Genomic DNA, 22,512 nt, shown 5'->3' on the forward strand with positions numbered 1-22,512 from the left:
CCCTCAGCAAACTATCGTCACATGCTTCAACCCAGGCTATCCGCCGGCAGTTTGGCGCTGTCGGCGGATAGCTTGAAGGTCTTCAAACCGCCATGGCAGCGTGAGGAAGCGATTCCGACATGCTAGTCGGGCTGGATTGCGAACTCCTCGACTAAGCTCTTGTATCGCTCGAAGTTTGAGGCAAGTGTCTTCGCAAAGGATCCGGGCTCTCCGCCAACAGGCGTCATTGCCAGCGTCCCCATGCGGTCCACAACCTCCGGCATCCGTAGAACTTCGTTGACATGCCGGTTGATGGTGAGGACCAGATCGGACGGCATACCACGTGGTCCGAGAAGGCCTTGCCAGGTGCCCATCTCCGCGTTTTTGAGCCCCGACTCAGCGAGCGTCGGGACCGATGATGCGAATGGAGACCGTTTTGTGTCAGCGACAGCAAGGGGAACCAGACTACCGGATGGCATGTACTGTGCAACAGCCTGGAGGGTCGAAAACATCATCGGCACTTGCCCCCCAAGTACGTCGGCAAGTGCAGGTGCTGTGCCGCGATAAGGAACCTGAGTCAGTTTCACTCCAGCCGACTTGTTTAAAAGTTCACCAAGGATATGCATTGGCGACCCGTTGCCTGGACTGGCGAAGGTAGTGACCTCCCCCTTCTTCACTTTTGCAATCAACTCGGGCATGCGTTTTACATTCACGCCCTTGTTGACCACCACGAAGAGAGATTGGTTGCAGAGCTGAACAATCGGGGTGAAGTCCTTCAATGGATCGTATTTCGCCCCGCTTCCCGGTTTCAGCACCAATGGTGCGGTCAGGAGCGTGTTGGGTGCGGCCAATAGGGTGTAGCCATCGGGTGGGGCCTTCGCAACATACGCACTTCCGATCGTGCCGGCAGCACCATTGCGGTTTTCGACAATCACGGGCTGATGCAGGCGGGCGGATAGCTTCTCGGCGATCAATCTAGCCAGGACGTCAACTTCGCCACCAGGAGGGTATGCGACCACAATGGTTACTGGCTTGCTTGGGTATGGCTGGGCCCAAGCGACGGCACCGTTGCCAAGGAGCAAGGCGGCGCCGAGGGCGCATTGGGTGAAAAATCTTCGTTTTGCAACGTTCATCGAATCGTCCTCAGTCTGGTGAGCAGTGTTCAGGGGGCGTCTCACGGATCCGAAAGATCGGGCGAGCATCTGAGTGGACGAAGCATAGCCGATTAATTCCTATTTGTAGGAATATAGTTTACCCGAGGTTTGCTGCGCGGCTCGCCAAGTTCCGACTGCCGCGGGTCCCTGGCGATAGCGAAAGCTCCAGGTTGCCCGGCCACAATTGATGTATTGAGCACGTTGCGGCAGGAGCGGGAGAAGGGAGCGGAGTACGGCTCGCAGGCCTCGCAAGGGTGATCGCGGCTACACTAGCGGAATACTACAAGTGGCGTTGACGGATATGGTTACCAAAGCAACAAAGGTCAGGAAGCCGCGGAAGCGGTCAGCCGGCCGACCGTTTGAAAGCGGGACGGTGGGAACTGGAGCAATCATCGAAGCCGCAGTGCAACTGCTGCGAGATAGAAGCCCTTTGGAGTTGACCGTGGTGGAGGTTGCCCAGCAGGCGAACGTCGATCCTGCCCTGATTCGCTACTACTTCGGCAACAAGAAGGGCTTGCTCCGCGCCGCTACCGAGCACCTGATGGAGGAGGTGCAGGAGCGAAGCCGGATCATGCTCACGGAGAAGGTGCCGCTCAAGGAGCGGGTACGTAAGCGCCTTAGCCTGCTGTTGGCAGTCCTGCAGGAGAATCCGCGATTCTTCCAGTTGGTCATGGAAGAAATTTATAAGGACGAGGACGGCGAGCGTGGAAGGGACGGTTTGCGGTCGGTTGCTAATCGGGGTCTTGCGCTCAGTGAAGCCCTGTTGGAGCCCGTTGCTGGCGACCCAGCGCTGCGCGCCGTCGACGCGCGGTTGCTCCATGTCGCGATCCTGGGCATGTGCACGTTCTTCATGGATGCCAAGCCGCTGCTGACGATTCTCTTTGAGGACGAAGCCGGCGAGGATGCGTACACGGAACAATATCTGGACTTTGCCACCGGCTTGCTGGTCCGCGGGTTAGCAGCCTGAATTTGCTAAAGGCATCGCACTAGCGGCGCGTCGTACCCACCGCGCCGCGTATTTTCCCTCTGTTCTTTCGCTGTAGGCGGCTGACCCTCGCTCAACTTGACAAGCGAGCCGAGTGGAACTACTCTGACCTTAATTCCCAATAGTAGGAATTAAGTAGATGACCCCACAACTGCTCTCCGTCTGGCACATCACGAGGATTGGGCTAACGGATGCAACTTCAGAGAAGGTGGTTCCCCATGCAGTATGAAGATCCGGCCAACCCGTACTTGGTCCGTTGGCGCAAGCCGATTCCAAACAACACTGCCGGAAAGGGCTACGTCGAGCAGCCCGGCGAGGGCATCAACATCCGGTGGCAGACGCGTGACGCGGCACCGTCGGACTACGAGAACGCACTCGCTGACGCGTTGGAAATTGCCTTTGAAGCGGGTGCCCGCTCGCCAGAGGACATGGTGGAGAGCTTTTCGACGCACGGCTTCCGGCAGCGCTCTGGCGATGCATGGACCGTCCAGGCGCTGGTGGCGGAGATGCGGGCGCTGGGCAAGTGAATTTCCACGGTACATGTAATCACAAAGATAGAGAGAACGAAATGAGTAATCAGGAGACGGCAAAGGATCGTGTCGAACGCGGCCTGAAGCAGCTTTGGTATCCGGTTCTGCCCAGCTATATGGTGAGCAATGCTCCAGTTGGCATCACCCGCCTGTCTGAGGAGATCGTTGTCTGGCGCGACGGCGGAGGCAATGTACGCGCGGTCGAGGATCGTTGCCCGCACCGCGGCGCTCGTCTGTCGTTGGGGTGGAACCTGGGAGACCGCCTCGCCTGCTGGTATCACGGTGTACAGGTGGACGGCGCTGGCATCGTCGCCGATGTGCCGGCCATGAAGGAGTGCAACTTCACAGGGAAGAAATGCTTGAAGAGCTATCCGGCTATCGAGCGCCATGGTGCGATCTTCCTGTGGTTCGCTGACGACGAAAGTGTGCCGCCCGCCGAGTTTCACGTGCCGGATGAAATGTTCGTCGATGACTGCTCCGGTTTCCTGTGCATGCAGAACTGGAAGTGCAACTATCGCTATGCCATCGACAACGTCATGGATCTCATGCACGGATCCTACCTTCACGCGGTGTCGCACTCCATGGCAGAAGGGGACAAGCAGGCAGAGATGGCCGTGAAGCCGACTGAACACGGTCTGATCTTCGAGAAGGTGGGACAGAAAGGTGTCAACTTCGACTGGGTGGAGTTCGGACATACCTCGACAATGTGGGTACGTCTCACCGTGCCATATCGCAAGCGCTATGGCGGAGGCGAGTTCTTCATCATTGGATTCGTGACGCCCGTTGATGAGAAGAATTGCCAGGTCTATTTCTGGCGCATCAAGAAGAGCGACGGGTTCGAGCGGGATACGTGGCGCTTTCTCTATCGCAACCGCCTTGAAGGCCTGCACTGGGACGTGCTCGAGCAAGACCGCATCGTAATTGAATCATTGGTCAAGAATGCTCGCTCACGTGAACACCTGTACCAGCACGACATCGGTCTGTCGCGCGTGCGACGAATGATGGAGCAGGCCGCACGCTCGCAGGTCGAAGCGTTACCGCAATCCGCGTGATCGCCGTACGGCCTGCTGAATCACACGCCCGGACGCACGTACTCAATTAGGACCGGGCTGGCCTGCTGGGCGCACGCGCGTCTTTGCAGAGTTCCGGCGCTCGGACGACCAGGCCCGTCCAACGACCGATCGTTCCGGCACCAGGGCCTGGCGCAGTGATGCCGGCGAGCATGCCGAATCGCGCGCTGTGCGACCACGTGGACTACGCCACCTGGCACGTGAGAGCACGCCTATCAGAGGCTCGAGGCCTAATCCTGCCGCACTGCTACCGGTGAGAAGGCAATAACCTGACTGGTAGGAAGGAGAGGCCATTTCAAGCCTTGAGCCCCTTGGGCAGTGCATCGGGGCAGGTCTCTGGTGGCCGTATCGCAGCGAACCAAAAGAACAAAATGGGAGACAATAGATGAAATATGCACGATTTGCTGCAGCCTCAGCCGGAGTGCTTGCAGTTGTACCCTTGTTAGCCTCGGCGCAGTCCGTCACGCTGTATGGTGTTGTCGACACCGGTGTCGAATACGTGAGCAATGTTGGCGCCAATGGTCAGGGCCTGGTGCGCATGCCCAACCAGACTGCGACGGTCCCGTCGCGCTGGGGCCTGCGTGGTACCGAAGACCTGGGTGGGGGCCTGAAGAGCATCTTCGTATTGGAATCGGGTTTCTCGCCTGACTCCGGCGTTTCCAACCAAGGCGGCCGACTTTTTGGCCGGCAGGCACTGGTCGGCCTGAGCAATCAGTACGGTCAAGTTTCCTTCGGCCGCCAGTACACAATGCTGTTCTGGGCAACGCTCGACAGCGATATCTTGGGTCCCAACGTGTACGGCTCGGGTTCGCTCGATAGCTACCTGCCCAACAGCCGCGCCGATAACGCCGTGGCCTACAAGGGCACCTTTGGCGGCCTGACCATCGGCGGGACGTACAGCCTGGGTCGCGATGCAGTCAATGCCGGCCCGAGCCCGGCCGGCACCAACTGCGCCGGTGAGAACCCGGCTGACAAGAAGGCCTGCCGCGAATGGTCCGCACTAATCGGCTACAGCACGAAGACGTGGGGTGTGAACGCTGCCTATGATTCGCTACGCGGAGGTCCAGGCGCCTTTGGCGGACTCACCAACAGCAATCTGACCGATGACCGTCTGTCGCTCAGCGGTTACATGATCCTCGAACGCGCCAAGGTGGGAGCAGGTTGGATCCGCCGCGACAACGAGGGCAGCCCCACGCCGGTCAGCGATCTTTACTATGGCGGCGTGGCCTACGACATCACGCCGGCCTTCACGCTGGCCGGACAGGTGTACTACCTGAAGTACCACGGGAGCGATAACAAGGCGACACTGTTCGCGCTGCGAGGCATGTACAGCTTCAGCAAGCGGACATCGGTGTATGCCACCGCCGGCTTTATCGACAACGGGGGGCAGCTCGCTATGTCGGTCAGCGGCGGCGCGCCTGGCTCGAGTCCGAAGCCGGGTGCCAACCAGTTCGGAACCATGGTCGGCATCAAGCACATCTTCTGATCAAGGGCACGGCGCAGGCGCGGTGAGCATACAGTTCGGGCACACCGAGGCGAGTGGATTCGGGTCGCGCATTCAGCCCGCATCTGGTCGGGAAAACCGAGCTGGCACTGCGCTCGCCTGCGCCTTCTTTTACGTCCACAGGCAGCCCCCCGGCCATTCCATTTTCAGCGATTGCGACCCGGCTTTATTGGGTTTCTCTACGTTGTGCGCTGCCTGCGCTGAAGATGGCTGACCCGGTGAATATTGAAGTAGCAACCTCGCAATGAGCACGCGGGGGAGTGATTTAAGTAACCAAGTATGACCGGTTTCACAGACATCGAGCGCGGGAACATAGAGAAGGGCAACGTGCCTGCCCTCACGCGGGGCTTGCGGCTGTTGGCCCAATTCAATCGAGAAACGAAAACACTCACGGGAGCAGAACTCTCTCGACGGCTTGGGCTCTCACGGACCACTGTGTTTCGCTTGCTTGCAACTTTAGAGGCGCAAGGCTGCGTTGAGCGAGTTGAGGGTGAGGCCGCATATCGCTTAAGTCTAGGTGTGTTGCGGCTGGGATTTGACCAGCTTGCAGTACTCAGTCCATCGGAGCTGACTCAACGGATCTTGAATCGTCTGCGAGATGAAACCGGGCTGAATTGTAGCGTGATGGTGCGAGATGGAATTTCTTCGCTTTGCGTCGGACGTGCTTCCGCACCGTCGTTTGCGATGCCTTGCGACGTTGGGTCAAGAATTCCTTTACACCAATCAGCGTGGGGCATGGTACTCCTGGCCGACCTGTCGTCAAAGGAGCTTGCCGCGGTTCTTCGAGCAGTCTTGCAGAATGACGCGACAGTTGCCGAACTTGAGGAGACACGCAGGATTGGCTTTGTGCTGAGGAACTCGTCAGACTCCCCAGCGGCGTCGTTGGCAGTGCCAGTGCGAAGCCGAAACGGAAGGGTGACCGCATCACTGGGCATAGCCTTGCCAATTCCTGTCACCGCGAAACATGCTCGAGCAGGGTACGTACCCTTGCTCGCTACTGCAGCCGAGCAACTAGCGCCATTGTTTGAGGAATGCACCTAACAAGCACGCTTTCTGCGTCCAGCTTTGGCACGTCGGTATTCATAGTTGATAGAAGAAACTCCTGTAGTTTCGATGAAGAACACGATCTGATCGCACGGATGGCGTAGCGGTCGGCTGCCTGTCGAAAGGCGGCTCTTCCCTCGTGAACCGCCTTTCGTGAATTGATCCCGACGGACCGTTCATGGCCGGGAAGCGACCTCCGTCAGCCGCTCGGGTCCTTGCCGACCGGACCAAGGCGCGGCGATAAGGTTCGATAACGTTGCGCTTGTCGTCCGTGATCGTTTAGGTGGCCAGGGAACGCGAAACCACGCTGAGACTCGGGTTGACGCAAGCCTTCGCGCACAACGCACAGTTACTGTACCTTGTCAGCTTCGATGTGTCGCTCGCCCTTCGTCCACTGTGGCCTTACTTTGCCTGAAGAACGGCTGCACCGTATGCCACGGCTCTGGCGTAGTTTTTAGAAATACTCCGGGTAATACGAGTTGATCGTCCCGAATCTCAAACGTGCTATCTACCTTTCGTAGCACAATCCTCGAAAACAATGAAGGCCATGCGCCTGGCGGGGGCGTAAGCACCCATTTGGGCTCAAAGAACGGGCTGAGGATCGCCCTCAGGGGACTATTAGCGCTGTTCGCACCGCTTCGACGTCATCCCACGACCGGATTGGCCGAAAATTCGATAAGGCAGGCCACGCCCCGGAGGGGACTTGCATTGGTGCGATTCGAGAGACGTTTCCACACGGCCTCGACCCATTTCGGTCAATCAAATTTCTACAAACCGGCCATTCATTCGCCGTGGCGTGCAATATGGCTACCGTCCCAGCGAGAACGAACCGAAGCTGCGACGGCAACTACTACACCAATCGCAGATCCCACAGCACATCCAGTACGTGTTGGGTAGAGCGTTCAACGTACCCCGCACGATGTGCGATGCCGAGCCGACGCCATAACGCCGGGCGCAGCGGACGCATGACGATGCGCTTGTCCGGCAATGGCGTGGTAGTCTCGTGGGGCAACAGCGCCGCGCCGTAACCCGCCGCGACCAGACTCTTGATCGCGTCGTTGTAGTTGAGCTGAATGCGTGGTGCGGGATGGTGTCCCGCGGCCGCGAACCACTCCGCAGTCTGACGCGAGAGGCGCGTGGTCGCGTCATTGAGAATCAGAGGCTGGGCGGCGAGCCATTCCGGCGTGACGCGGGCCGGGCACTGCCAATGCGCCGGCACGAAGGCCATCACGGGGTCGCGGCGCCAGGGCTTTATCACGAGTCCAGCCACCGGGGGCTGAGGCAGTGCGACCAGCCCAACATCCAGCGTTCCATCCGCCAGTCGGGAGAGCGTTTCATGCGAAGTGAGTACTGCAATCTGAATGTCGATAGCGGGATGGTGCTGGCGCAGCACCTCAAGCGCTTGCGGCAACAGGTGCGCGATCACGCCAGTCGACGCACCGAGCCGCGCGCGTCCTTCGAGCCCCTGCACCTGGCGTTGAATATCGTCTAACGCTTGCCCCGCATCGGCCAGCAGTCGACGCGCGCGCTCCACCAGCGCCTCTCCGATCGCCGACGGCTTTACCTGTCCGCGTTTTCTCGACAGGAGCGGTGCTCCGATGCGGTGTTCCAGTTCAGCGATGTGGAGGCTGACCGTGGGCGGCGCAAGGTGCAATGCACGCGCCGCCTCGGCGAATGAGCCACGGTCGGTAATGGCGACCAGCGTGCGCAGGCGGTCCAGGCTGATCTCTCGCATGTCGGCTCCAGATTCGGGAAAACTGAATGTCAAGGTTGTGAAATTCAACTTTCCCTATTCTAGTGGTCCATGGAAGATTGGGGCTCCTTCGATGTGTTACCCCCTTCAGTCACCGGAGTATTCCTCGCATGAGCTCTCCCCTGGTTTTCATCGACGGCGACCAAGGCACCACCGGGTTGCAAATCCACGAACGGCTGCGCGGCCGGACCGACCTCAGCCTGTTCACGCTTGCCGCGTCGGAACGCAAGGACCCACGGCGTCGTGCGGAAGCCATCAATGCCTGCGACATCGCCATCCTCTGTTTGCCCGATGCCGCCGCACGCGAGGCGGTGGACACCATCGTCAATCCCGCCGTCAGGGTGATCGACGCAAGTTCAGCCCACCGCACGCATCCGGACTGGACCTATGGCTTTCCGGAAATGGCACCGGGACAGGCCGCGCGCATTGCGAACGCGCGACGGGTCACCAATCCCGGCTGCTATCCGACCGGTGCGATTGGCCTGCTGCGTCCCCTGGTGCAGGCCGGGCTTGTCCCAGCCAGCTACCCGGTCAGCATTCATGCGGTGTCCGGCTACTCCGGACGCGGGCGTGCCGGCGTAAAGGAGTTTGAGGAGCCGGATGCCGTCAGCGCGCCGGCATTCCAGGTGTATGGCCTGGAACTCGCGCACAAGCACCCCCCGGAGATCCAGCAGCACGCCGGGCTCGCGCAGCGTCCCATCTTCGTTCCCGCCTATGGTGCGTTCCGCCAGGGCATCGTGCTGACGGTGCCCTTGGAGTTGCGGCTGCTTGCACCCGACGTGGATGGCGCCACGTTACACGCATGCCTCGCACGCCACTATGCTGAGACGGCCCACGTATGTGTCTTGCCGCTGCACGAATCGTGCGTTTTAAAGCACCTGGATCCGCAAATGCTGAACGGTACGAACGACATGCACTTGAGCGTATTTCCTAACATGGAACACGGGCACGTCCTGCTGTCCGCGGTTTTCGACAATCTTGGCAAAGGCGCATCCGGCGCCGCAGTGCAGAACCTGAACCTGATGCTTACGCAGCAATAGTGGCCGATGGCTGCGGCGGGGCAGCGCTGGGACGGGCAGGGCGAGATGCCCGACTGGCTGCAGCGGGCGGTCGATGCGGGGCAGAGCAAGGAGTTTTTTCCGGGCCAATTAGATTCAACGATTGGATAATCGTTGGTCGTGAAAATATATCATTATTAATTTTTTCGCATTTGCTGGCGCGGCAATTCCCCCGGCTGCGACTTGCGGCCACGTTTGCGGCCTGCGGGCTTATCGCCATGGGCGTTTGATACCGAAAATGGGGCCGCTTGCAGAATCGGACCGATCTAACCCGATGTCGAGTCGTCGTGGTCTTCAATCACCGAAATATCCCAGCAGGAGATGAACAATGCAGCAATCAGCGGGCCGATCACAAAGCCGTTGATGCCGAAGACGGACATTCCGCCCAATGTCGAAATCAGGACGACCCAGTCTGGCAACTTGGTGTCCTTGCCAACAAGGATAGGACGTAGCAAATTGTCCACCGCGCCGATCACCAAGGTTCCGATGGCGATGAGCGCGATCCCTTTCCAGAGTGGGCCTGCCAGCAGGAAATAGACTGCCGTGGGACCCCAGACCAGCGCAGCGCCGACAGCCGGCAGCAGGGAAAGGAACGCCATCAGCGTGCCCCACAGCAATACTCCGTTGATGCCCAGCAGCAGGAAAGCCAAGCCGCCCAGAACCCCCTGCACAATGGCCACTGCGACATTACCCTTGACCGTGGCGCGGACGACGTTGGTGAATCGGCCGATCAGCCTGCGAGTGTGTGCTTCATCCAGCGGCACCGCCCTCCGGATGCGGTGCGAAACGACGGTGCCATCCCGCAACAGAAAAAACACCAGGTACAGCATGACGCCGAAACCGATGGCGAACTGGAGCGTGTTCTGGCCAATCGAAACAGCTTGGGCCGCCATGAACTGACTTATCCGGGCCGCGCCTTCGGTCAGTTTCGCTTGCAGCCCCGCCACGTCAGCCAAGCCGATTTCAGCCAGCCAGTTCTGAGCGAAAGTCGGTAAGGCCTGTACCGCTGTCCGGAAATACAGACCGAAATCCCAGTGGCCCGACTTGATCTGGCTGTAGGCGAATGCGACTTCCTGTGCGAGTGTGGCAATCAACAGGAAAACCGGAACGATGACCATCAGCAAGCATAGAAGGAGGGTGGCCAGGGCTGCGAGATTTTCTCGGTTGCCGAATATCACCGTTAGCTTGCGCTGCAGCGGATGAAACAGAACCGCAAGTATCGTGCCCCAGAGAATCGCACTGAAGAAGGGGAGCAGGATCCAGACGAACGCAGCAGTGACTGCGAACAAGAGGATGTAAAAGCCTTTCAGATTGAGCATCGGATTTGCCGGAGTGGCTGCTGACCCAAAGGGTGCGCCGAGACCAGGATCGCGGGCGAGACGGTGGTGGCGCTGCAGGCTAGCCGATGCCCTCGTCCTTCAATGCTTGCTGCACCGCTGGACGCGCCGCGACTCTCGACCGATACGCTTGCAGCGCGGGCCAGCGGTCAAGCGGCAGCTTGAAATGGTCAGGCCACCTGAGGATGGTGAACAGATAGGCGTCCGCGATGCTGAACTGGCCCATCAGATAGTCCTTGTCTGCAAGCTGCGGCGCCAGCCAGTCGAACCGCTGCGACAGGCGCGCCCACGTCGCGTCTTTCTGTTCCTGTGGCGTGTCCGGTTTCCAGAATGGCCCGAAGCCCTTGTGTAACTCGGCCGAAATGAAATTCAGCCACTCCTGCACGCGGTAGCGCTCGAACGTATTGCACTTGGGGGCGAGGCCCTTGTCGGGCGCTTGGTCGGCAATGTACTGGACCACCACTGCCGCCTCAGTCAGCACATCGCCGTTGTCGAGCGCAAGCGTCGGCACATAGCCCTTGGCGTTGAGGGTCTTGTAGTCAACGCCGCTCTCGGTTGTGTGCGGCTGGGCGCGCAAGTCGACGCGCTCGGTGGAGAAGGGAAGGCCGGCCTCGAGGAGGACGATGTGCGGCGCCAGCGAACACGCGCCGGGAGCGTAGTACAGCTTCATGATTGGTGTCTCCTTGATAACGCTGCTCCAGCGTTGACAGTGGATGATGAGGTGCGTGCAAGGTCGCGCAGGCGTTACGAGTGGGTGAGCAACGAACGTGCCCGGGGCCTGACGCGGGGCGCGGCAGCAAACCACCAGGTACTGGCGCCCAATATCCCTGCCATCACTCCGCTCAGCCAGCTGACCAGCGCCAACGGAGCCTTAATCATTTGCGGTGCCTGATTCATCACATTCTCCTTGGAGCCTGACTCCAATTATGGTGAAGAAGTAGGGTCCACGGGGCAGAGCGTGGAGTTTCTTTCGGATCGCGTAGTTTTTGCCGTGCGGCCATGCTGCTGTACCAGCCTGGTTCTGTCAGGCCACCACGTAAGTGGTTGAAATATGAGCCGCCGATAATCGGCCTAACCAATTCGTCGAGTCGCGCTAGACTTTGTCGGCTGCGCCTGCAATTGGCGCTGCGGCTGGACCCATTGCGGGCATGGCGTGTGCGTCACCTGGATCGCTTCGCCGGCCAACCGGTTCGCCGGCGACATTCTGACTCGGCTTCATTCCTACGCGGGACATCGCAATGCAACGATCACGCGGCTGCAGCGCCCGGGTTTCGGTCACGCTGGCCATCGCCATGTCAATGCTTGCCGGATGCGGCAACAAGAAAGAGGCCGCGGCCTCGCCGCCACCGCAAGTGAGCGTGGTCACGCTCAAGGCCGAGCAACTGACACTGGATACCCAGCTGCCGGGGCGCACCACGGCGTACCGCATTGCCGAAGTCAGGCCGCAGGTGGACGGCATCATCCTGCGCCGCCTGTTCAAGGAGGGCAGCGACGTCACGCAGGGCCAGCAGCTGTACCAGATCGACGCGTCTACCTACGAGGCCACCTACAAGAGCGCGAGGGCGACGCTGGAATCCACCCGCCTGCTGGCGGAGCGCTACGGGCGCCTGGTCGGTGACGAGGCGGTCAGCAAGCAGCAGTATGACGAGGCCAGGGCCGCCTGGCTGCAGGCGCAGGCCGCGGTGGACCGCGCCGAGATCAACCTGCGCTATACCAGGGTGCTGGCGCCGATCTCCGGGCGCATCGGGCGCTCGAATGTGACCGAAGGCGCGCTGGTCACCAACGGCCAGGCCGCCGCGCTGTCAGTGGTGCAGCAGCTCGACCCGATCTACGTCGACGTGACCCAGCCATCTTCGTCGCTGCTGCGGCTGCGCCGCGAACTGGCCAATGGTGCGCTGCAGAGTGCCGGCACCAACGCGGCCCAGGTCAGCCTGGTGCTCGAAGACGGTACCCGCTATCCCGAAACCGGCCGCCTGGAGTTCTCTGAAGTGGCGGTGGACCAGGGTACCGGCTCGGTGACGCTGCGCGCGGTGTTTCCCAACCCGCGCCATGAGCTGCTGCCGGGCATGTTTGTCCATGCCCGCCTGCGTGAAGGCGTCAAGACCGATGCGCTGCTCGTGCCGCAGCAGGGGGTGACGCGCGATCTCAAGGGCCAGGCGACGGCGCTGGTGGTCAATGCCAGGGACGAGGTGGAACTGCGCCAGATCCGCACCGAGCGCGCCGTTGGCGACAAGTGGCTGGTGTCCGACGGCCTCAGTGACGGCGACCGCGTCATCGTGGAGGGCCTGCAGTTCGTGCGGCCCGGGGCCAAAGTGCGCGTAGCCCAGGCCGGGAGCGGGGCGGGCGCGCCGGTGGCTGCTGCCTCCGGCCCGTCCGCACCATCCGCACCATCCGCACCATCCGCTCCATCCGCTCCATCGGCGGCCAAGCGCTGAGCGCACCGTCCGGGCAAGGGAGTCGCCATGTCCAACTTCTTTATCGACCGGCCCATCTTCGCGTGGGTGATCGCCCTGGTCATCATGCTGGCCGGCGTGCTGTCGATTCGTGCGCTGCCCATCAGCCAGTATCCGGCCATCGCGCCGCCCACCATCGCCATCTCGGTCAACTACCCCGGCGCCTCCGCCGAGACGGTGCAGGACACCGTGGTGCAGGTGATCGAGCAGCAGCTCAACGGCCTGGACCGCCTGCGCTATATCTCCTCCGAAAGCAACGCCGACGGCAGCATGACGATCACGGTGACCTTCGAGCAGGGCACCAATCCGGATATTGCCCAGGTGCAGGTGCAGAACAAGCTGGCGCTGGCGCAGCCTCTGCTGCCGCAGGAAGTGCAGCAGCAAGGCATCCGCGTGACCAAGTCGGTGCGCAACTTCCTGGTCATCGTGGGCCTGGTTTCCACGGATCCCAAGGTGGCGCGCGAAGACCTGTCGAACTACATTGTCTCGAGTCTCCAGGACCCGCTGTCGCGCACCTACGGCGTGGGCGACTTCCAGGTGTTCGGCGCGCAGTATGCCATGCGGGTATGGATGGACCCGGCCCGGCTCAACAGCTACCAGCTCACGCCGCTGGACGTGAGCAACGCGATCAGGGCGCAGAACGTCCAGGTTGCCTCGGGCCAGCTGGGCGGCCTGCCGGCGGTGCGCGGCCAGCAGCTCAACGCAAGCGTGATCGGCAAGACCCGGCTGCAGACCAGCGAGCAGTTCGGCAACATCCTGCTCAAGGTCAATCCGGACGGCTCCCAGGTACGCCTGAAGGACGTGGCCGAGGTGGGCCTGGGCGGGCAGGACTACAACATCAACGCGCAGTACAACGGCCAGGCGGCCTCGGGCATTGCCGTGCGGCTGGCCGCGGGGGCCAACGCGCTGGAAACCGTGCGCGCCATCCGCAAGACGCTGGACGGGCTGGAGCCGTTCTTCCCGCCCGGGATGAAGGTGGTCTTTCCGTATGACACCTCGCCGGTGATCGCAGGCTCCATCCAGGAAGTGGTGAAGACGCTGATGGAAGCCATCGTCCTGGTGTTCCTGGTGATGTACCTGTTCCTGCAGAACGTGCGCGCCACGCTGATCCCCACCATCGCCGTGCCGGTGGTGCTGCTGGGCACCTTTGGCGTGCTGGCGGCGTTCGGCTACACCATCAACACGCTGACCATGTTCGGCATGGTGCTGGCCATCGGGCTGCTGGTGGATGACGCCATCGTCGTGGTCGAGAACGTCGAACGCGTGATGGCCGAGGAAGGCCTCCCGCCCAGGGAGGCGACGCGGCGCTCGATGGGCCAGATCCAGGGCGCGCTGGTGGGCATTGCCATGGTGCTCTCGGCGGTGTTCCTGCCGATGGCGTTCTTCGGCGGCTCGACCGGCGTGATCTACCGGCAGTTCTCCATCACCATTGTCTCGTCCATGGTGCTGTCGGTGCTGGTCGCGCTGATCCTGACGCCGGCCCTGTGCGCCACCATGCTCCAGCCCATCGAAAAGGGCGATCATGGCGAGAACAAGGGTGGCTTCTTTGGCTGGTTCAACCGCAGGTTCAGCGCGGCCACCCAGCGCTACGAACGCAGCGTGTCGGGCATCCTGAAGCGCCGCCTGCCGTTCCTGCTGATCTACGTGGCTATCCTGGTGGTGATGGGCTTCCTGTTCACGCGCATCCCCACTTCATTCCTGCCCGAAGAAGACCAGGGCGTGCTGTACGCGCAGGTGCAGACGCCTGCCGGCGCCACCGCCGAGCGCACGCAGAAGGTGCTCGACCAGATGCGCGAATACCTGCTCAAGGAAGAGGGCGGCGTGGTGGCATCGCTGTTCACCGTCAACGGCTTCAACTTTGCCGGCCGCGGCCAGAACTCGGGCCTGGCATTCATTCTGCTCAAGCCATGGGCGCAGCGCAGCGGGGACAGCACCAGCGTATTCGACCTGGCCGCGCGCGCACAGCGCAAGTTCATGAGTTTTCGCGATTCGATGTCGTTCGCGTTCGCCCCGCCCGCGGTGCAGGAGCTGGGCAATGCCACCGGCTTTGACCTCTACCTGCAGGACCAGGCCGGCATTGGCCACGTGGCGCTGATGAACGCGCGTGACAAGTTCCTGGCGCTGGCCGCGCAAAGCCCGGTGCTGCAGCGCGTGCGTCCCAACGGCCTCAATGACCAGCCGCAATACCAGTTGGTGATCGACGACGAGAAGGCGCGCGCGCTCGGCGTTTCGCTGGCCGACATCAACAGCACGGTGTCGATCGCCTGGGGTTCCAGCTACGTCAACGACTTTATCGACCGCGGCCGGGTCAAGCGCGTCTACGTGCAGGGCCGCCCGGATTCCCGCATGAACCCGGACGATATCGACAAATGGTTTGTGCGCAACGACAAGGGCGAAATGGTGCCGTTCTCAGCCTTTGCCGACGGCAAGTGGGGCTATGGCTCGCCCAAGCTGCAGCGCTACAACGGCGTGGCCGCTGTGGAAGTGCTCGGCGAGCCCGCGCCCGGGCGCAGTTCCGGCGAGGCCATGAACGCGATCGAGCAGATCATGAAGCAGATGCCGCCAGGCGTGGGTTATGCCTGGACCGGCCTGTCCTACGAGGAACGGCTGTCGGGCTCGCAGGCGCCGGCGCTCTATGCGCTCTCGCTGCTGGTGGTGTTCCTGTGCCTGGCCGCGCTGTACGAAAGCTGGTCGATCCCGTTCTCGGTGATGCTGGTGGTGCCGCTCGGCGTGATCGGCGCACTGCTTGCCACGCTGGGGCGCGGCTTGTCGAATGACGTTTTCTTCCAGGTGGGTTTGCTGACCACCATCGGCCTGTCAGCCAAGAACGCCATCCTGATCGTGGAATTCGCCAAGAGCGAATACGAACAGGGCAAGGGCCTGGTCGAGGCCGCCGTGGAGGCATGCCGCTTGCGCCTGCGCCCCATCGTGATGACTTCGCTGGCCTTCATGCTCGGCGTGTTCCCGCTGGCCGTGTCGACCGGGGCCGGGGCCGGCAGCCAGCACGCCATCGGCACCGGCGTGATCGGCGGCATGATCACTGCCACGGTACTGGCGATTTTCTGGGTGCCGCTGTTCTTTGTCGTTGTCACCTCCATGTTCGGACGCAAGCGCAGGCCGCAGCCGCATGACGCCTCCGTGGAAAAAGGCGCGCTGGAATGAAGACAACCGTGCTCTGCGCTGCCGCCGTGGCCATGCTGGCCGGCTGCAGCCTGATCCCCAGGTACGAGCGCCCGGCCTCGCCGGTGGCGGCAGCGTACCCGCAGGGCCCGGCCTACCTGCCCGCCGATGCCGCCGCCGAAGCCGGCCAGGTGCCCGCGGTGGAGCTGGGCTGGCGCGAATTCTTCGCCGATGCGCGCCTGCGCCGTCTCATCGAACTGGCGCTGGAGAACAACCGTGACCTGCGCGTGGCCGTCCTTAACGTGGAGGCGTTCGGGGCACAGTACCGCATCCAGCGCGCCGACCTGTTTCCCGCCATCGGCGCGGCCGCACAGGGCACGCGCCAGCGCATTCCCGCCGACCTGTCCGCCACCGGGCAGCGCCTGATCAGCAGCCAGTACGGCGTGTCGCTGGGCACCACGGCGTGGGAGATCGACCTGTTCGGCCGCCTGCGCAGCCTCAGCGAAGCCGCGCTCGAACAGTATTTCGCCAGCGGCGAGGCTCGCCGCAGCGCCCAGATCTCGCTGGTGGCGGCCGTTGCCAGCGCCTACCTGACCCAGCGCGCCGATGAAACCCTGCTGCGGCTCACCCGGGAAACCCTGGCCAACTATGAGCGCAGCTATGGCCTGACCCGGCGCAGTTACGAGGAAGGGATCGCGTCCCGGCTGGACCTGCGCCAGGCGCAGACCGCCGTGGAAACCGCCCGCGCGAGCCTTGCGCGTTACACCCGGCTGGTTGCCCAGGATGAGAATGCGCTGGTGCTGCTGCTCGGCACGACCCTGCCAGCGGACCTGCCGGAAGGCCTGGCGCTGGAGCAGAAGCTGTTCGCCGATGTGCCGGCCGGGCTGCCCTCAGACCTGCTGCAGAACCGTCCGGACGTGCTCGCGGCCGAGCACCGGCTGCGCTCCGCCAACGCCGATATCGGCGCCGCGCGGGCGGCCTTCTTCCCCAGCATCAGCCTGACCGCATCGGCGGGCACCGCCAGCAGCCAGCTTTCCGGCCTGTTCGGGGCCGGCTCCGGCACGTGGCTGTTCCAGCCGCGCATCGATCTGCCGCTGTTTACCGCCGGCAGCCTGCGGGCCAGCCTGGACTACGCCACCATCCAGAAGGACGTCAACGTCGCCCAGTACGAGCGAACGGTGCAGACCGCCTTCCGCGAGGTGGCCGACGGGCTGGCGGCGCGGGGCACCTACACCAGCCAGCTCCAGGCGCAGGTCCGTTTCGTGGAAGCTGCCCAGGACGCCTATGGCCTGGCCGACCGGCGCTACCGCACGGGTGTCGACAGCTACCTTGCCGTGCTGGACGCGCAGCGCTCGCTTTACAACGCGCAACAATTGCTGATCGAAGCCCGGCTCGAGCAACTCTCCAGTGAAGTCAACCTGTACAAGGCCCTGGGCGGCGGCTGGCACGACCAGACCGGCACGCGCACCGAGACGAGGGTTGGCCGGGATTCGTAAGTATGTGGCGCGATGCATGATCGCCAGTCGGCCGATGCATGACTGAATTTCCGGCCCAGTACGGGATTCGCAGGAACTTGCTACATTGCAGACTGCTGACGAAAACAGCCCCACGCTGCTGCCCCGCTCATCGCAAATCATCGCAAATCTACAGACCAAGGAGACATCGAATGCGCACCGCACTTCAACTTCGTTCGCAAATCAAGAGCAGCGGTGAACTCGAGCTATCGCTAGCCAGCATCGACACGCCGAACCCTGGCCCGGATGAAGTGCTCATCCGCATTGAAGCCTCTCCCCTCAACCCGTCCGATCTCGGCCTGCTGTTCGGTGCGGCCGACATGAGCACTGCCAGGGCCAGCGGCACGGCCGAGCGCCCCATCGTCACCGCGCGCGTTCCGGAAGGCGCGATGCGCAGCATGGCGGGCCGCCTGGATGCGTCCATGCCGGTTGGCAATGAGGGCGCGGGCGTGGTCATCGATGCAGGCTCGTCCCCTGCGGCGCAAGCCTTGATTGGCAAGACCGTGGCTGCCATCGGCGGCGCGATGTACTCGCAGTACCGCTGCATGCCCGCGGACCAGTGCCTGGTCCTGCCGGAAGGCGCCACGCCTGCCGACGGCGCGTCGTCATTCGTCAACCCGCTCACCGCACTGGGCATGGTCGAGACCATGCGGCGCGAAGGACATAGCGCCCTGGTGCACACCGCCGCGGCCTCCAACCTGGGCCAGATGCTCAATCAGATCTGTCTCAAGGACGGCATCAAGCTGGTGAACATCGTGCGCAAGCAAGAGCAGGCGGACCTGCTCAAGGCACAAGGCGCGGTCTACGTCTGCAACGCCGCGTCGCCCACGTTCATGCAGGACCTCACCGAGGCACTCGTCGCCACTGGCGCAACCATCGCGTTCGACGCCACGGGCGGCGGCAAGCTCGGCGGCCAGATCCTCACCTGCATGGAAGCGGCCTTGAACAAGACGGCCCGCGAATACAGCCGCTATGGCTCGACCACCCACAAGCAGGTCTACCTCTACGGCGGCCTGGACACAAGCCCGACCGAGTTCAACCGCAACTTCGGCATGGCGTGGGGCATGGGCGGCTGGCTGCTGTTTCCGTTCCTGCAGAAGATCGGGCGCGAGCGGGCCAACGCGCTGAAGCAACGCGTGGTGGCGGAGCTGAAGACCACCTTTGCCAGCCACTACGCGAAGGAGATCTCGCTGGCCGAGGTGCTGGACCTGGAGATGATCGCCGTCTACAACAAGCGTGCGACGGGGGAGAAGTACTTGATCAACCCGAACAAGGGCCTGGCCGGATAAAAAATTGCTGGTGTGCATGTCATCTGCCTGTTTGCTCCCCTCTCCCGCAAGCGGAAGAGGGAGTCTCCAATCAGCACGTTCGCGCCACCGCAGTGCCCAAAGCGCGATGCATCACCATCCCCGCAAATCGGCGAAGGCCCCAAAAAATCCGCCACGTTCCCCCAAGTCCGCGGCAATCTCAATCATCGGCCCCATTGCCAATGAAGGCCTGACAAGACGGGGCCGTCCATGGGCTTCGAGTTGACTGTGGGCACTCTCCAATTCCCTGTGCCCTTGCCTTACCGACGCCCGCGCCGGATACACCGGATCACGATTCCAGGGCGGATAACGGTCGACTCTTCGTTCTTGCGGCGCACTGTTTCATCGATGTAACGAAGTAAGGCCGTCGCATATCTGATCTAGAAAGGCGTACGTTGCGCTTTGCTTTTGGCACCATATAGTGACTCTGCCTGACAAGATCAGCGCGTTTCTGGCGCGCTGATCGCAGCACCAGTCAACGCGGGATTTCGTGGGAGTGCGAGATGAGACGCGTATTCAGATCGGCAGAGCACAATGAAACGTTTCTCAGGGATGGGGCCGTTCTCGCACAACTCCTGACGGAAGAGGAAGCGCACGCATTGCAGCGATTTTATTGGAATGAGGCGCCATCTTCCGGACCCGGATTTCACGCCACGATGTTCAGTCACGACGCGGAATATCGCGCGCGTGTCGACGAAAAAATAAAAGAATATCTGAGTCATCGTCTTGCAATGTTCCTCGACGATTATCGCTGTGTGGTTGGAAATTTCGTCGTCAAGGAACATAGCCGCCCGGAAACCGAAGTTTCCCTGCATCAGGACTGGACCTTTGTCGATGAGCGCCTGATGCGCTCGGTCAATGTCTGGTGTCCTCTCATCGACACCGATGCCTCGAACGGCGGGCAATCGATCTTCAAAGGCAGCCACCGGATCGTCGACGTTCTGCGCGGCCCCTATTTTCCGAATCCATTCGTGACGCATGCCGCGACGATCGCGGAGAAGTATCTGATGGACGTTCCGCTGCGCGCCGGGCAGGCGATTATCTACGATCATGCGCTGGTCCATGCCACGCCACCAAACCAGAGCCGGCAGACGCGCGTCGCGGCGAACATGGTGCTGGTTCCCGGAGAGGCGCAGCTGCTTCACTGCTATCTCGATCAGGACGCCCCACGCGCGCGGCCGGAACTGTTCGCCATCGATGACGGGTTTTTCCTTCACAACAAGATTGGCGATCGGCCAGGCGGCCGCTTTCTTGGTTATGTCGACAACGCCATTCCGGCCATCGCGCTCGACCAGTTGGCGTTAGTCACGGCATGACCCGGTCCAGCCGGCTGTCGCACCCGGCTCACGGTCAATTATCCCAACGTTGCGACAAAGGAGTCGTACGCAATGACTAACGAGCAAATGGAAGAATTCCTCGCCATCGGCGAGCAGTTTGGGCATAGCCGAACCCACCTCCTGGCGCGCGGATCACAGGCTTCCACGGTAACGGTGACAGATATCGAGCAGCTCCGCGCCCTGGTGCGTCCGCGCAACCCGCAACAGTTGCAGGACCGCGAAGCCGATATCAGCCAGCGTTCAGCGGGAAGAGCAAGGACGCTTGCGGAACACATCGAATCGTACCTGTACGGGCAGGGCGAGCTTTCCTCGTCGCAAGTGAAGGCGGCAAATGGGGGGCTGCCGGTGAACGTGCGCCTTGTGTCCGAGGGCACCTCCACGATGCCGCATGGGGAAACCGTGATCGGACCCAGTGCCGATCCCACCGTCTGGAATTGCGGAACGCTGAATTTCTACAGCGATTCCGTGCTGACGGTGAAGAACACGTACTTCACCCTTAACGTGCAGAACCTGGTGATGCAATACGTGGACCCCAAACATTAAGTAGCCAGCTAAGCAGCCAGCACGGATCGAACGGGAGAGTCATATGCCTACCTATGGAATCGGAATCATGGGCGCGGTTCAGGATCCGCCGCCCAAGCCCGCGAAACAATCCCAGGGAAATACGCCGCCACAGGCAAAGGAAGGAAAGTGCGTGTGGGGCGATTCGCATTGCATGCAAGACGGACAGAACGGCGGCGATGGTGCCATGGGCAACGCTGGAACGAACGGCACCAACGGTGTCCAGGGCCTCGGCGCGCTGGCCGCGGAACTCAATATCACGACCCTGACAGGTTTCCTCGTCGTGGCATCGCAAGGCGGTCCCGGGCAGGACGGCGGTCCGGGAGGGGATGGTGCCGATGGCGGAAATGGCGGCAAGGGCGGTAACGGGCCTTCATGCCAGGCCGTTGGCTGCAGCGCGGGCAACGGCGGGAACGGCGCCAATGGCGCTGCCGGCGGGAATGGTGGCAATGGTGGGAATGGCGGCAACGCGCAGAAAGTCACCATCAACATCCCGTTGACGGGGGGCGGCACGATTTCCACCAACCCGGTGGCAGGCATTGTCGGGCAAGGCGGTATCGGTGGCCTTGGCGGCAACGTCGGTGCTGGCGGAGAGCCCGGAACGCATGGATATGGCGGGCACGACGGCAAGCGGGGTTCACCGGGCACGACCGCAGGCGCGCGTGGAAATCCGGGCAATCCGGGCGCCACGATGGGCAACATAGGCATCATTGCCGTTGTGCCGCCTCGTAGCTGACAACGGTCATGCCGGAGCCCGATGCGGTTGCGATGGCGCGTTACACGGACCGTGTGTTTCGCGGGCTGTTCGGCGCGGTGGCATCACTTCTGCCGGAGGCAGCGGTACATGCGCGCCAGGTCGCGGAGATACTGCTCCATCATCCTCCGGTCGATGCGGAAGCCTCGCACCCGCGCTCCGATCTCAACGTCAACGGCTCGCCGCTTCAGTTGCTGTTGTCGGCGAGGCCGGCACGTTGGGAAGCCCGCCTTATCGCAGATCCGGCATTCCATGAAGCGGATCCGCTGGTCCGATGGCGAAAGAGCCTGGCGGCACTGGAGGCGACACTGCGCGCGACAGGCGCTGAAGGACTACGGGAACTGGTTCAACTGACGGTGAAGACTGTCATCCCCCAGGATGAGCCGGCGCTCCGCCAGTACCCGACCGGCATGATCCGCCTCGCCGCGGGACTCGCTTCGCGCGGCGCCGCAGTCTATATGGGGGCGCCGCATCGGGTGGACCGCTGGGACGTGGCACGGAGATGGGCCGCTTGCGTGCTCGGCTCGGCCGACACGGCACATGCGCTGATCGGCCGGCTTGAGCCGAATGCGGCAGTCTTCGGCATGGGTGTGGAAGGGGTGAGCCTGCCGCACGCGCGGGCGAAGCTGTACTGGCGATTGCGGCAGTCCGTCCCGATCGATGCGTTCGGCATGCCGTGGCTTGCCAGCCCGGCGATGACCCGCTTTCTCGCCGCGGTACTTGGCGACAGGAGCATACCCCTGAACGCCCTCACGTTCTCCGCCGGGTTCGACGTCGTGGATGGCACGCTGACGGATGTAAAGACCGATGTGTGCATTGCGAACGCAGGTCTCGGCCTGCGCGATGCGCTGCAGTGTGTCAACGAGCAAGCCGCACTGCTTGGCCTGTCGCCACGGCCGCTCGACCGATGCAGTGAAGTGCTCGAGCAACATCGCGTCGATATCGGCTGCCTGGGGCTGGGAAGCGACAGTCGCGGCACGCACCGCCTCAATATTTACCTGCACCAGAGATACCCGGCTCCGAGCATTCCCCGATCAGACAGGTGGTGACGC

General features: G+C 62.2%; 18 protein-coding genes and 1 pseudogene. 15 read left to right on the top strand and 4 right to left on the bottom strand.

Annotated elements, in window-relative coordinates; translation table 11 throughout:
- Positions 1-122: 122 nt before the first annotated feature.
- Complete coding sequence (locus JTE92_RS20775; protein WP_063239047.1) at positions 123-1,112, bottom strand: Bug family tripartite tricarboxylate transporter substrate binding protein; 990 nt, start codon at positions 1,110-1,112, stop codon at positions 123-125.
- A 424-nt stretch (positions 1,113-1,536) separates the two neighbouring features.
- On the opposite strand from JTE92_RS20775, the gene JTE92_RS20780 reads away from it, so the two are divergent.
- From JTE92_RS20780 to JTE92_RS30800, 5 genes are all read left to right on the top strand, one after another.
- Complete coding sequence (locus JTE92_RS20780; RefSeq protein ID WP_198065742.1) at positions 1,537-2,100, top strand: TetR/AcrR family transcriptional regulator; 564 nt, start codon at positions 1,537-1,539, stop codon at positions 2,098-2,100.
- Between the two features lie 236 nt (positions 2,101-2,336).
- Positions 2,337-2,645 (top strand): recombinase-like helix-turn-helix domain-containing protein, encoded by a 309-nt coding sequence (locus JTE92_RS20785; protein ID WP_063238856.1) that lies wholly within the window; start codon positions 2,337-2,339, stop codon positions 2,643-2,645.
- 41 nt (positions 2,646-2,686) lie between these two features.
- A complete protein-coding gene (locus JTE92_RS20790; RefSeq protein WP_063238855.1) occupies positions 2,687-3,700 on the top strand; it encodes a Rieske 2Fe-2S domain-containing protein in 1,014 nt (337 codons plus the stop codon).
- Between the two features lie 403 nt (positions 3,701-4,103).
- A complete protein-coding gene (locus tag JTE92_RS20795; RefSeq protein WP_063238854.1) occupies positions 4,104-5,204 on the top strand; it encodes a porin in 1,101 nt (366 codons plus the stop codon).
- Between the two features lie 297 nt (positions 5,205-5,501).
- Complete coding sequence (locus tag JTE92_RS30800) at positions 5,502-6,263, top strand: IclR family transcriptional regulator (RefSeq protein WP_084254553.1); 762 nt, start codon at positions 5,502-5,504, stop codon at positions 6,261-6,263.
- An 853-nt stretch (positions 6,264-7,116) separates the two neighbouring features.
- On the opposite strand, the gene JTE92_RS20805 is transcribed toward JTE92_RS30800, so the two are convergent.
- A complete protein-coding gene (locus JTE92_RS20805; protein WP_063238853.1) occupies positions 7,117-8,001 on the bottom strand; it encodes a LysR family transcriptional regulator in 885 nt (294 codons plus the stop codon).
- Between the two features lie 128 nt (positions 8,002-8,129).
- Between JTE92_RS20805 and argC the strand changes: the two genes are divergently transcribed.
- Both argC and JTE92_RS30805 read left to right on the top strand, forming a co-directional pair.
- Positions 8,130-9,059 carry an N-acetyl-gamma-glutamyl-phosphate reductase gene (gene argC / locus JTE92_RS20810; protein ID WP_063238852.1) on the top strand — a complete coding sequence of 310 codons (930 nt, stop codon included), beginning with the start codon at positions 8,130-8,132 and terminating at the stop codon, positions 9,057-9,059.
- 12 nt (positions 9,060-9,071) lie between these two features.
- Positions 9,072-9,188: pseudogene (locus JTE92_RS30805) on the top strand (H-NS family nucleoid-associated regulatory protein); the annotation flags it as partial.
- Between the two features lie 155 nt (positions 9,189-9,343).
- Here the strand turns inward: JTE92_RS30805 and JTE92_RS20815 are convergent.
- Together JTE92_RS20815 and gstA are read right to left on the bottom strand one after the other, a co-directional pair.
- Complete coding sequence (locus tag JTE92_RS20815; protein ID WP_063238851.1) at positions 9,344-10,396, bottom strand: AI-2E family transporter; 1,053 nt, start codon at positions 10,394-10,396, stop codon at positions 9,344-9,346.
- Between the two features lie 79 nt (positions 10,397-10,475).
- Entirely contained in the window at positions 10,476-11,084 is a 609-nt protein-coding gene (gstA, locus tag JTE92_RS20820; RefSeq protein WP_063238850.1) for a glutathione transferase GstA, read from the bottom strand.
- 568 nt (positions 11,085-11,652) lie between these two features.
- Here gstA and JTE92_RS20825 point away from each other — a divergent pair.
- The 8 genes from JTE92_RS20825 (at position 11,653) to JTE92_RS20860 (ending at position 22,509) form a co-directional block, all read left to right on the top strand.
- A complete protein-coding gene (locus tag JTE92_RS20825; protein ID WP_063238849.1) occupies positions 11,653-12,849 on the top strand; it encodes an efflux RND transporter periplasmic adaptor subunit in 1,197 nt (398 codons plus the stop codon).
- A 27-nt stretch (positions 12,850-12,876) separates the two neighbouring features.
- Positions 12,877-16,029, top strand: coding sequence for an efflux RND transporter permease subunit (locus JTE92_RS20830; protein WP_063238848.1), 3,153 nt, complete (start codon positions 12,877-12,879; stop codon positions 16,027-16,029).
- Positions 16,026-17,483, top strand: coding sequence for an AdeC/AdeK/OprM family multidrug efflux complex outer membrane factor (gene adeC, locus JTE92_RS20835; RefSeq protein ID WP_063238847.1), 1,458 nt, complete (start codon positions 16,026-16,028; stop codon positions 17,481-17,483). Before JTE92_RS20830 ends, adeC begins: the two co-directional genes overlap by 4 nt.
- A gap of 170 nt (positions 17,484-17,653) precedes the next feature.
- The gene (locus JTE92_RS20840; protein WP_063238846.1) at positions 17,654-18,790 is read left to right on the top strand and encodes a zinc-binding dehydrogenase; all 1,137 of its coding nucleotides are present in this window, start codon (positions 17,654-17,656) and stop codon (positions 18,788-18,790) included.
- Between the two features lie 521 nt (positions 18,791-19,311).
- Positions 19,312-20,124 (top strand): phytanoyl-CoA dioxygenase family protein, encoded by an 813-nt coding sequence (locus tag JTE92_RS20845; protein ID WP_084254552.1) that lies wholly within the window; start codon positions 19,312-19,314, stop codon positions 20,122-20,124.
- 72 nt (positions 20,125-20,196) lie between these two features.
- Entirely contained in the window at positions 20,197-20,688 is a 492-nt protein-coding gene (locus tag JTE92_RS20850; RefSeq protein WP_063238844.1) for a hypothetical protein, read from the top strand.
- A 43-nt stretch (positions 20,689-20,731) separates the two neighbouring features.
- Positions 20,732-21,442: a hypothetical protein gene (locus tag JTE92_RS30725; RefSeq protein ID WP_151071788.1), complete on the top strand. Its 711-nt coding sequence runs from the start codon at positions 20,732-20,734 to the stop codon at positions 21,440-21,442.
- 8 nt (positions 21,443-21,450) lie between these two features.
- The gene (locus JTE92_RS20860) at positions 21,451-22,509 is read left to right on the top strand and encodes a hypothetical protein (RefSeq protein ID WP_063238842.1); all 1,059 of its coding nucleotides are present in this window, start codon (positions 21,451-21,453) and stop codon (positions 22,507-22,509) included.
- Positions 22,510-22,512: the final 3 nt, after the last annotated feature.

Origin of the sequence: Cupriavidus oxalaticus (assembly GCF_016894385.1) — a bacterium.
Classification (GTDB): Bacteria; Pseudomonadota; Gammaproteobacteria; order Burkholderiales; family Burkholderiaceae; genus Cupriavidus; species Cupriavidus oxalaticus.

Excerpts from the sequence above, each read along its gene's own strand:
- JTE92_RS20775 (WP_063239047.1), bottom strand. The coding sequence starts at position 1,112 with ATGAACGTTGCAAAACGAAGATTTTTCACCCAATGCGCCCTCGGCGCC.
- JTE92_RS20785 (WP_063238856.1), top strand. The coding sequence starts at position 2,337 with ATGCAGTATGAAGATCCGGCCAACCCGTACTTGGTCCGTTGGCGCAAG.
- JTE92_RS20790 (WP_063238855.1), top strand. The coding sequence starts at position 2,687 with ATGAGTAATCAGGAGACGGCAAAGGATCGTGTCGAACGCGGCCTGAAG.
- JTE92_RS20795 (WP_063238854.1), top strand. The coding sequence starts at position 4,104 with ATGAAATATGCACGATTTGCTGCAGCCTCAGCCGGAGTGCTTGCAGTT.
- JTE92_RS30800 (WP_084254553.1), top strand. The coding sequence starts at position 5,502 with ATGACCGGTTTCACAGACATCGAGCGCGGGAACATAGAGAAGGGCAAC.
- JTE92_RS20805 (WP_063238853.1), bottom strand. The coding sequence starts at position 8,001 with ATGCGAGAGATCAGCCTGGACCGCCTGCGCACGCTGGTCGCCATTACC.
- argC (WP_063238852.1), top strand. The coding sequence starts at position 8,130 with ATGAGCTCTCCCCTGGTTTTCATCGACGGCGACCAAGGCACCACCGGG.
- JTE92_RS20815 (WP_063238851.1), bottom strand. The coding sequence starts at position 10,396 with ATGCTCAATCTGAAAGGCTTTTACATCCTCTTGTTCGCAGTCACTGCT.
- gstA (WP_063238850.1), bottom strand. The coding sequence starts at position 11,084 with ATGAAGCTGTACTACGCTCCCGGCGCGTGTTCGCTGGCGCCGCACATC.
- JTE92_RS20825 (WP_063238849.1), top strand. The coding sequence starts at position 11,653 with ATGCAACGATCACGCGGCTGCAGCGCCCGGGTTTCGGTCACGCTGGCC.
- JTE92_RS20830 (WP_063238848.1), top strand. The coding sequence starts at position 12,877 with ATGTCCAACTTCTTTATCGACCGGCCCATCTTCGCGTGGGTGATCGCC.
- adeC (WP_063238847.1), top strand. The coding sequence starts at position 16,026 with ATGAAGACAACCGTGCTCTGCGCTGCCGCCGTGGCCATGCTGGCCGGC.
- JTE92_RS20840 (WP_063238846.1), top strand. The coding sequence starts at position 17,654 with ATGCGCACCGCACTTCAACTTCGTTCGCAAATCAAGAGCAGCGGTGAA.
- JTE92_RS20845 (WP_084254552.1), top strand. The coding sequence starts at position 19,312 with ATGAGACGCGTATTCAGATCGGCAGAGCACAATGAAACGTTTCTCAGG.
- JTE92_RS20850 (WP_063238844.1), top strand. The coding sequence starts at position 20,197 with ATGACTAACGAGCAAATGGAAGAATTCCTCGCCATCGGCGAGCAGTTT.
- JTE92_RS30725 (WP_151071788.1), top strand. The coding sequence starts at position 20,732 with ATGCCTACCTATGGAATCGGAATCATGGGCGCGGTTCAGGATCCGCCG.
- JTE92_RS20860 (WP_063238842.1), top strand. The coding sequence starts at position 21,451 with ATGCCGGAGCCCGATGCGGTTGCGATGGCGCGTTACACGGACCGTGTG.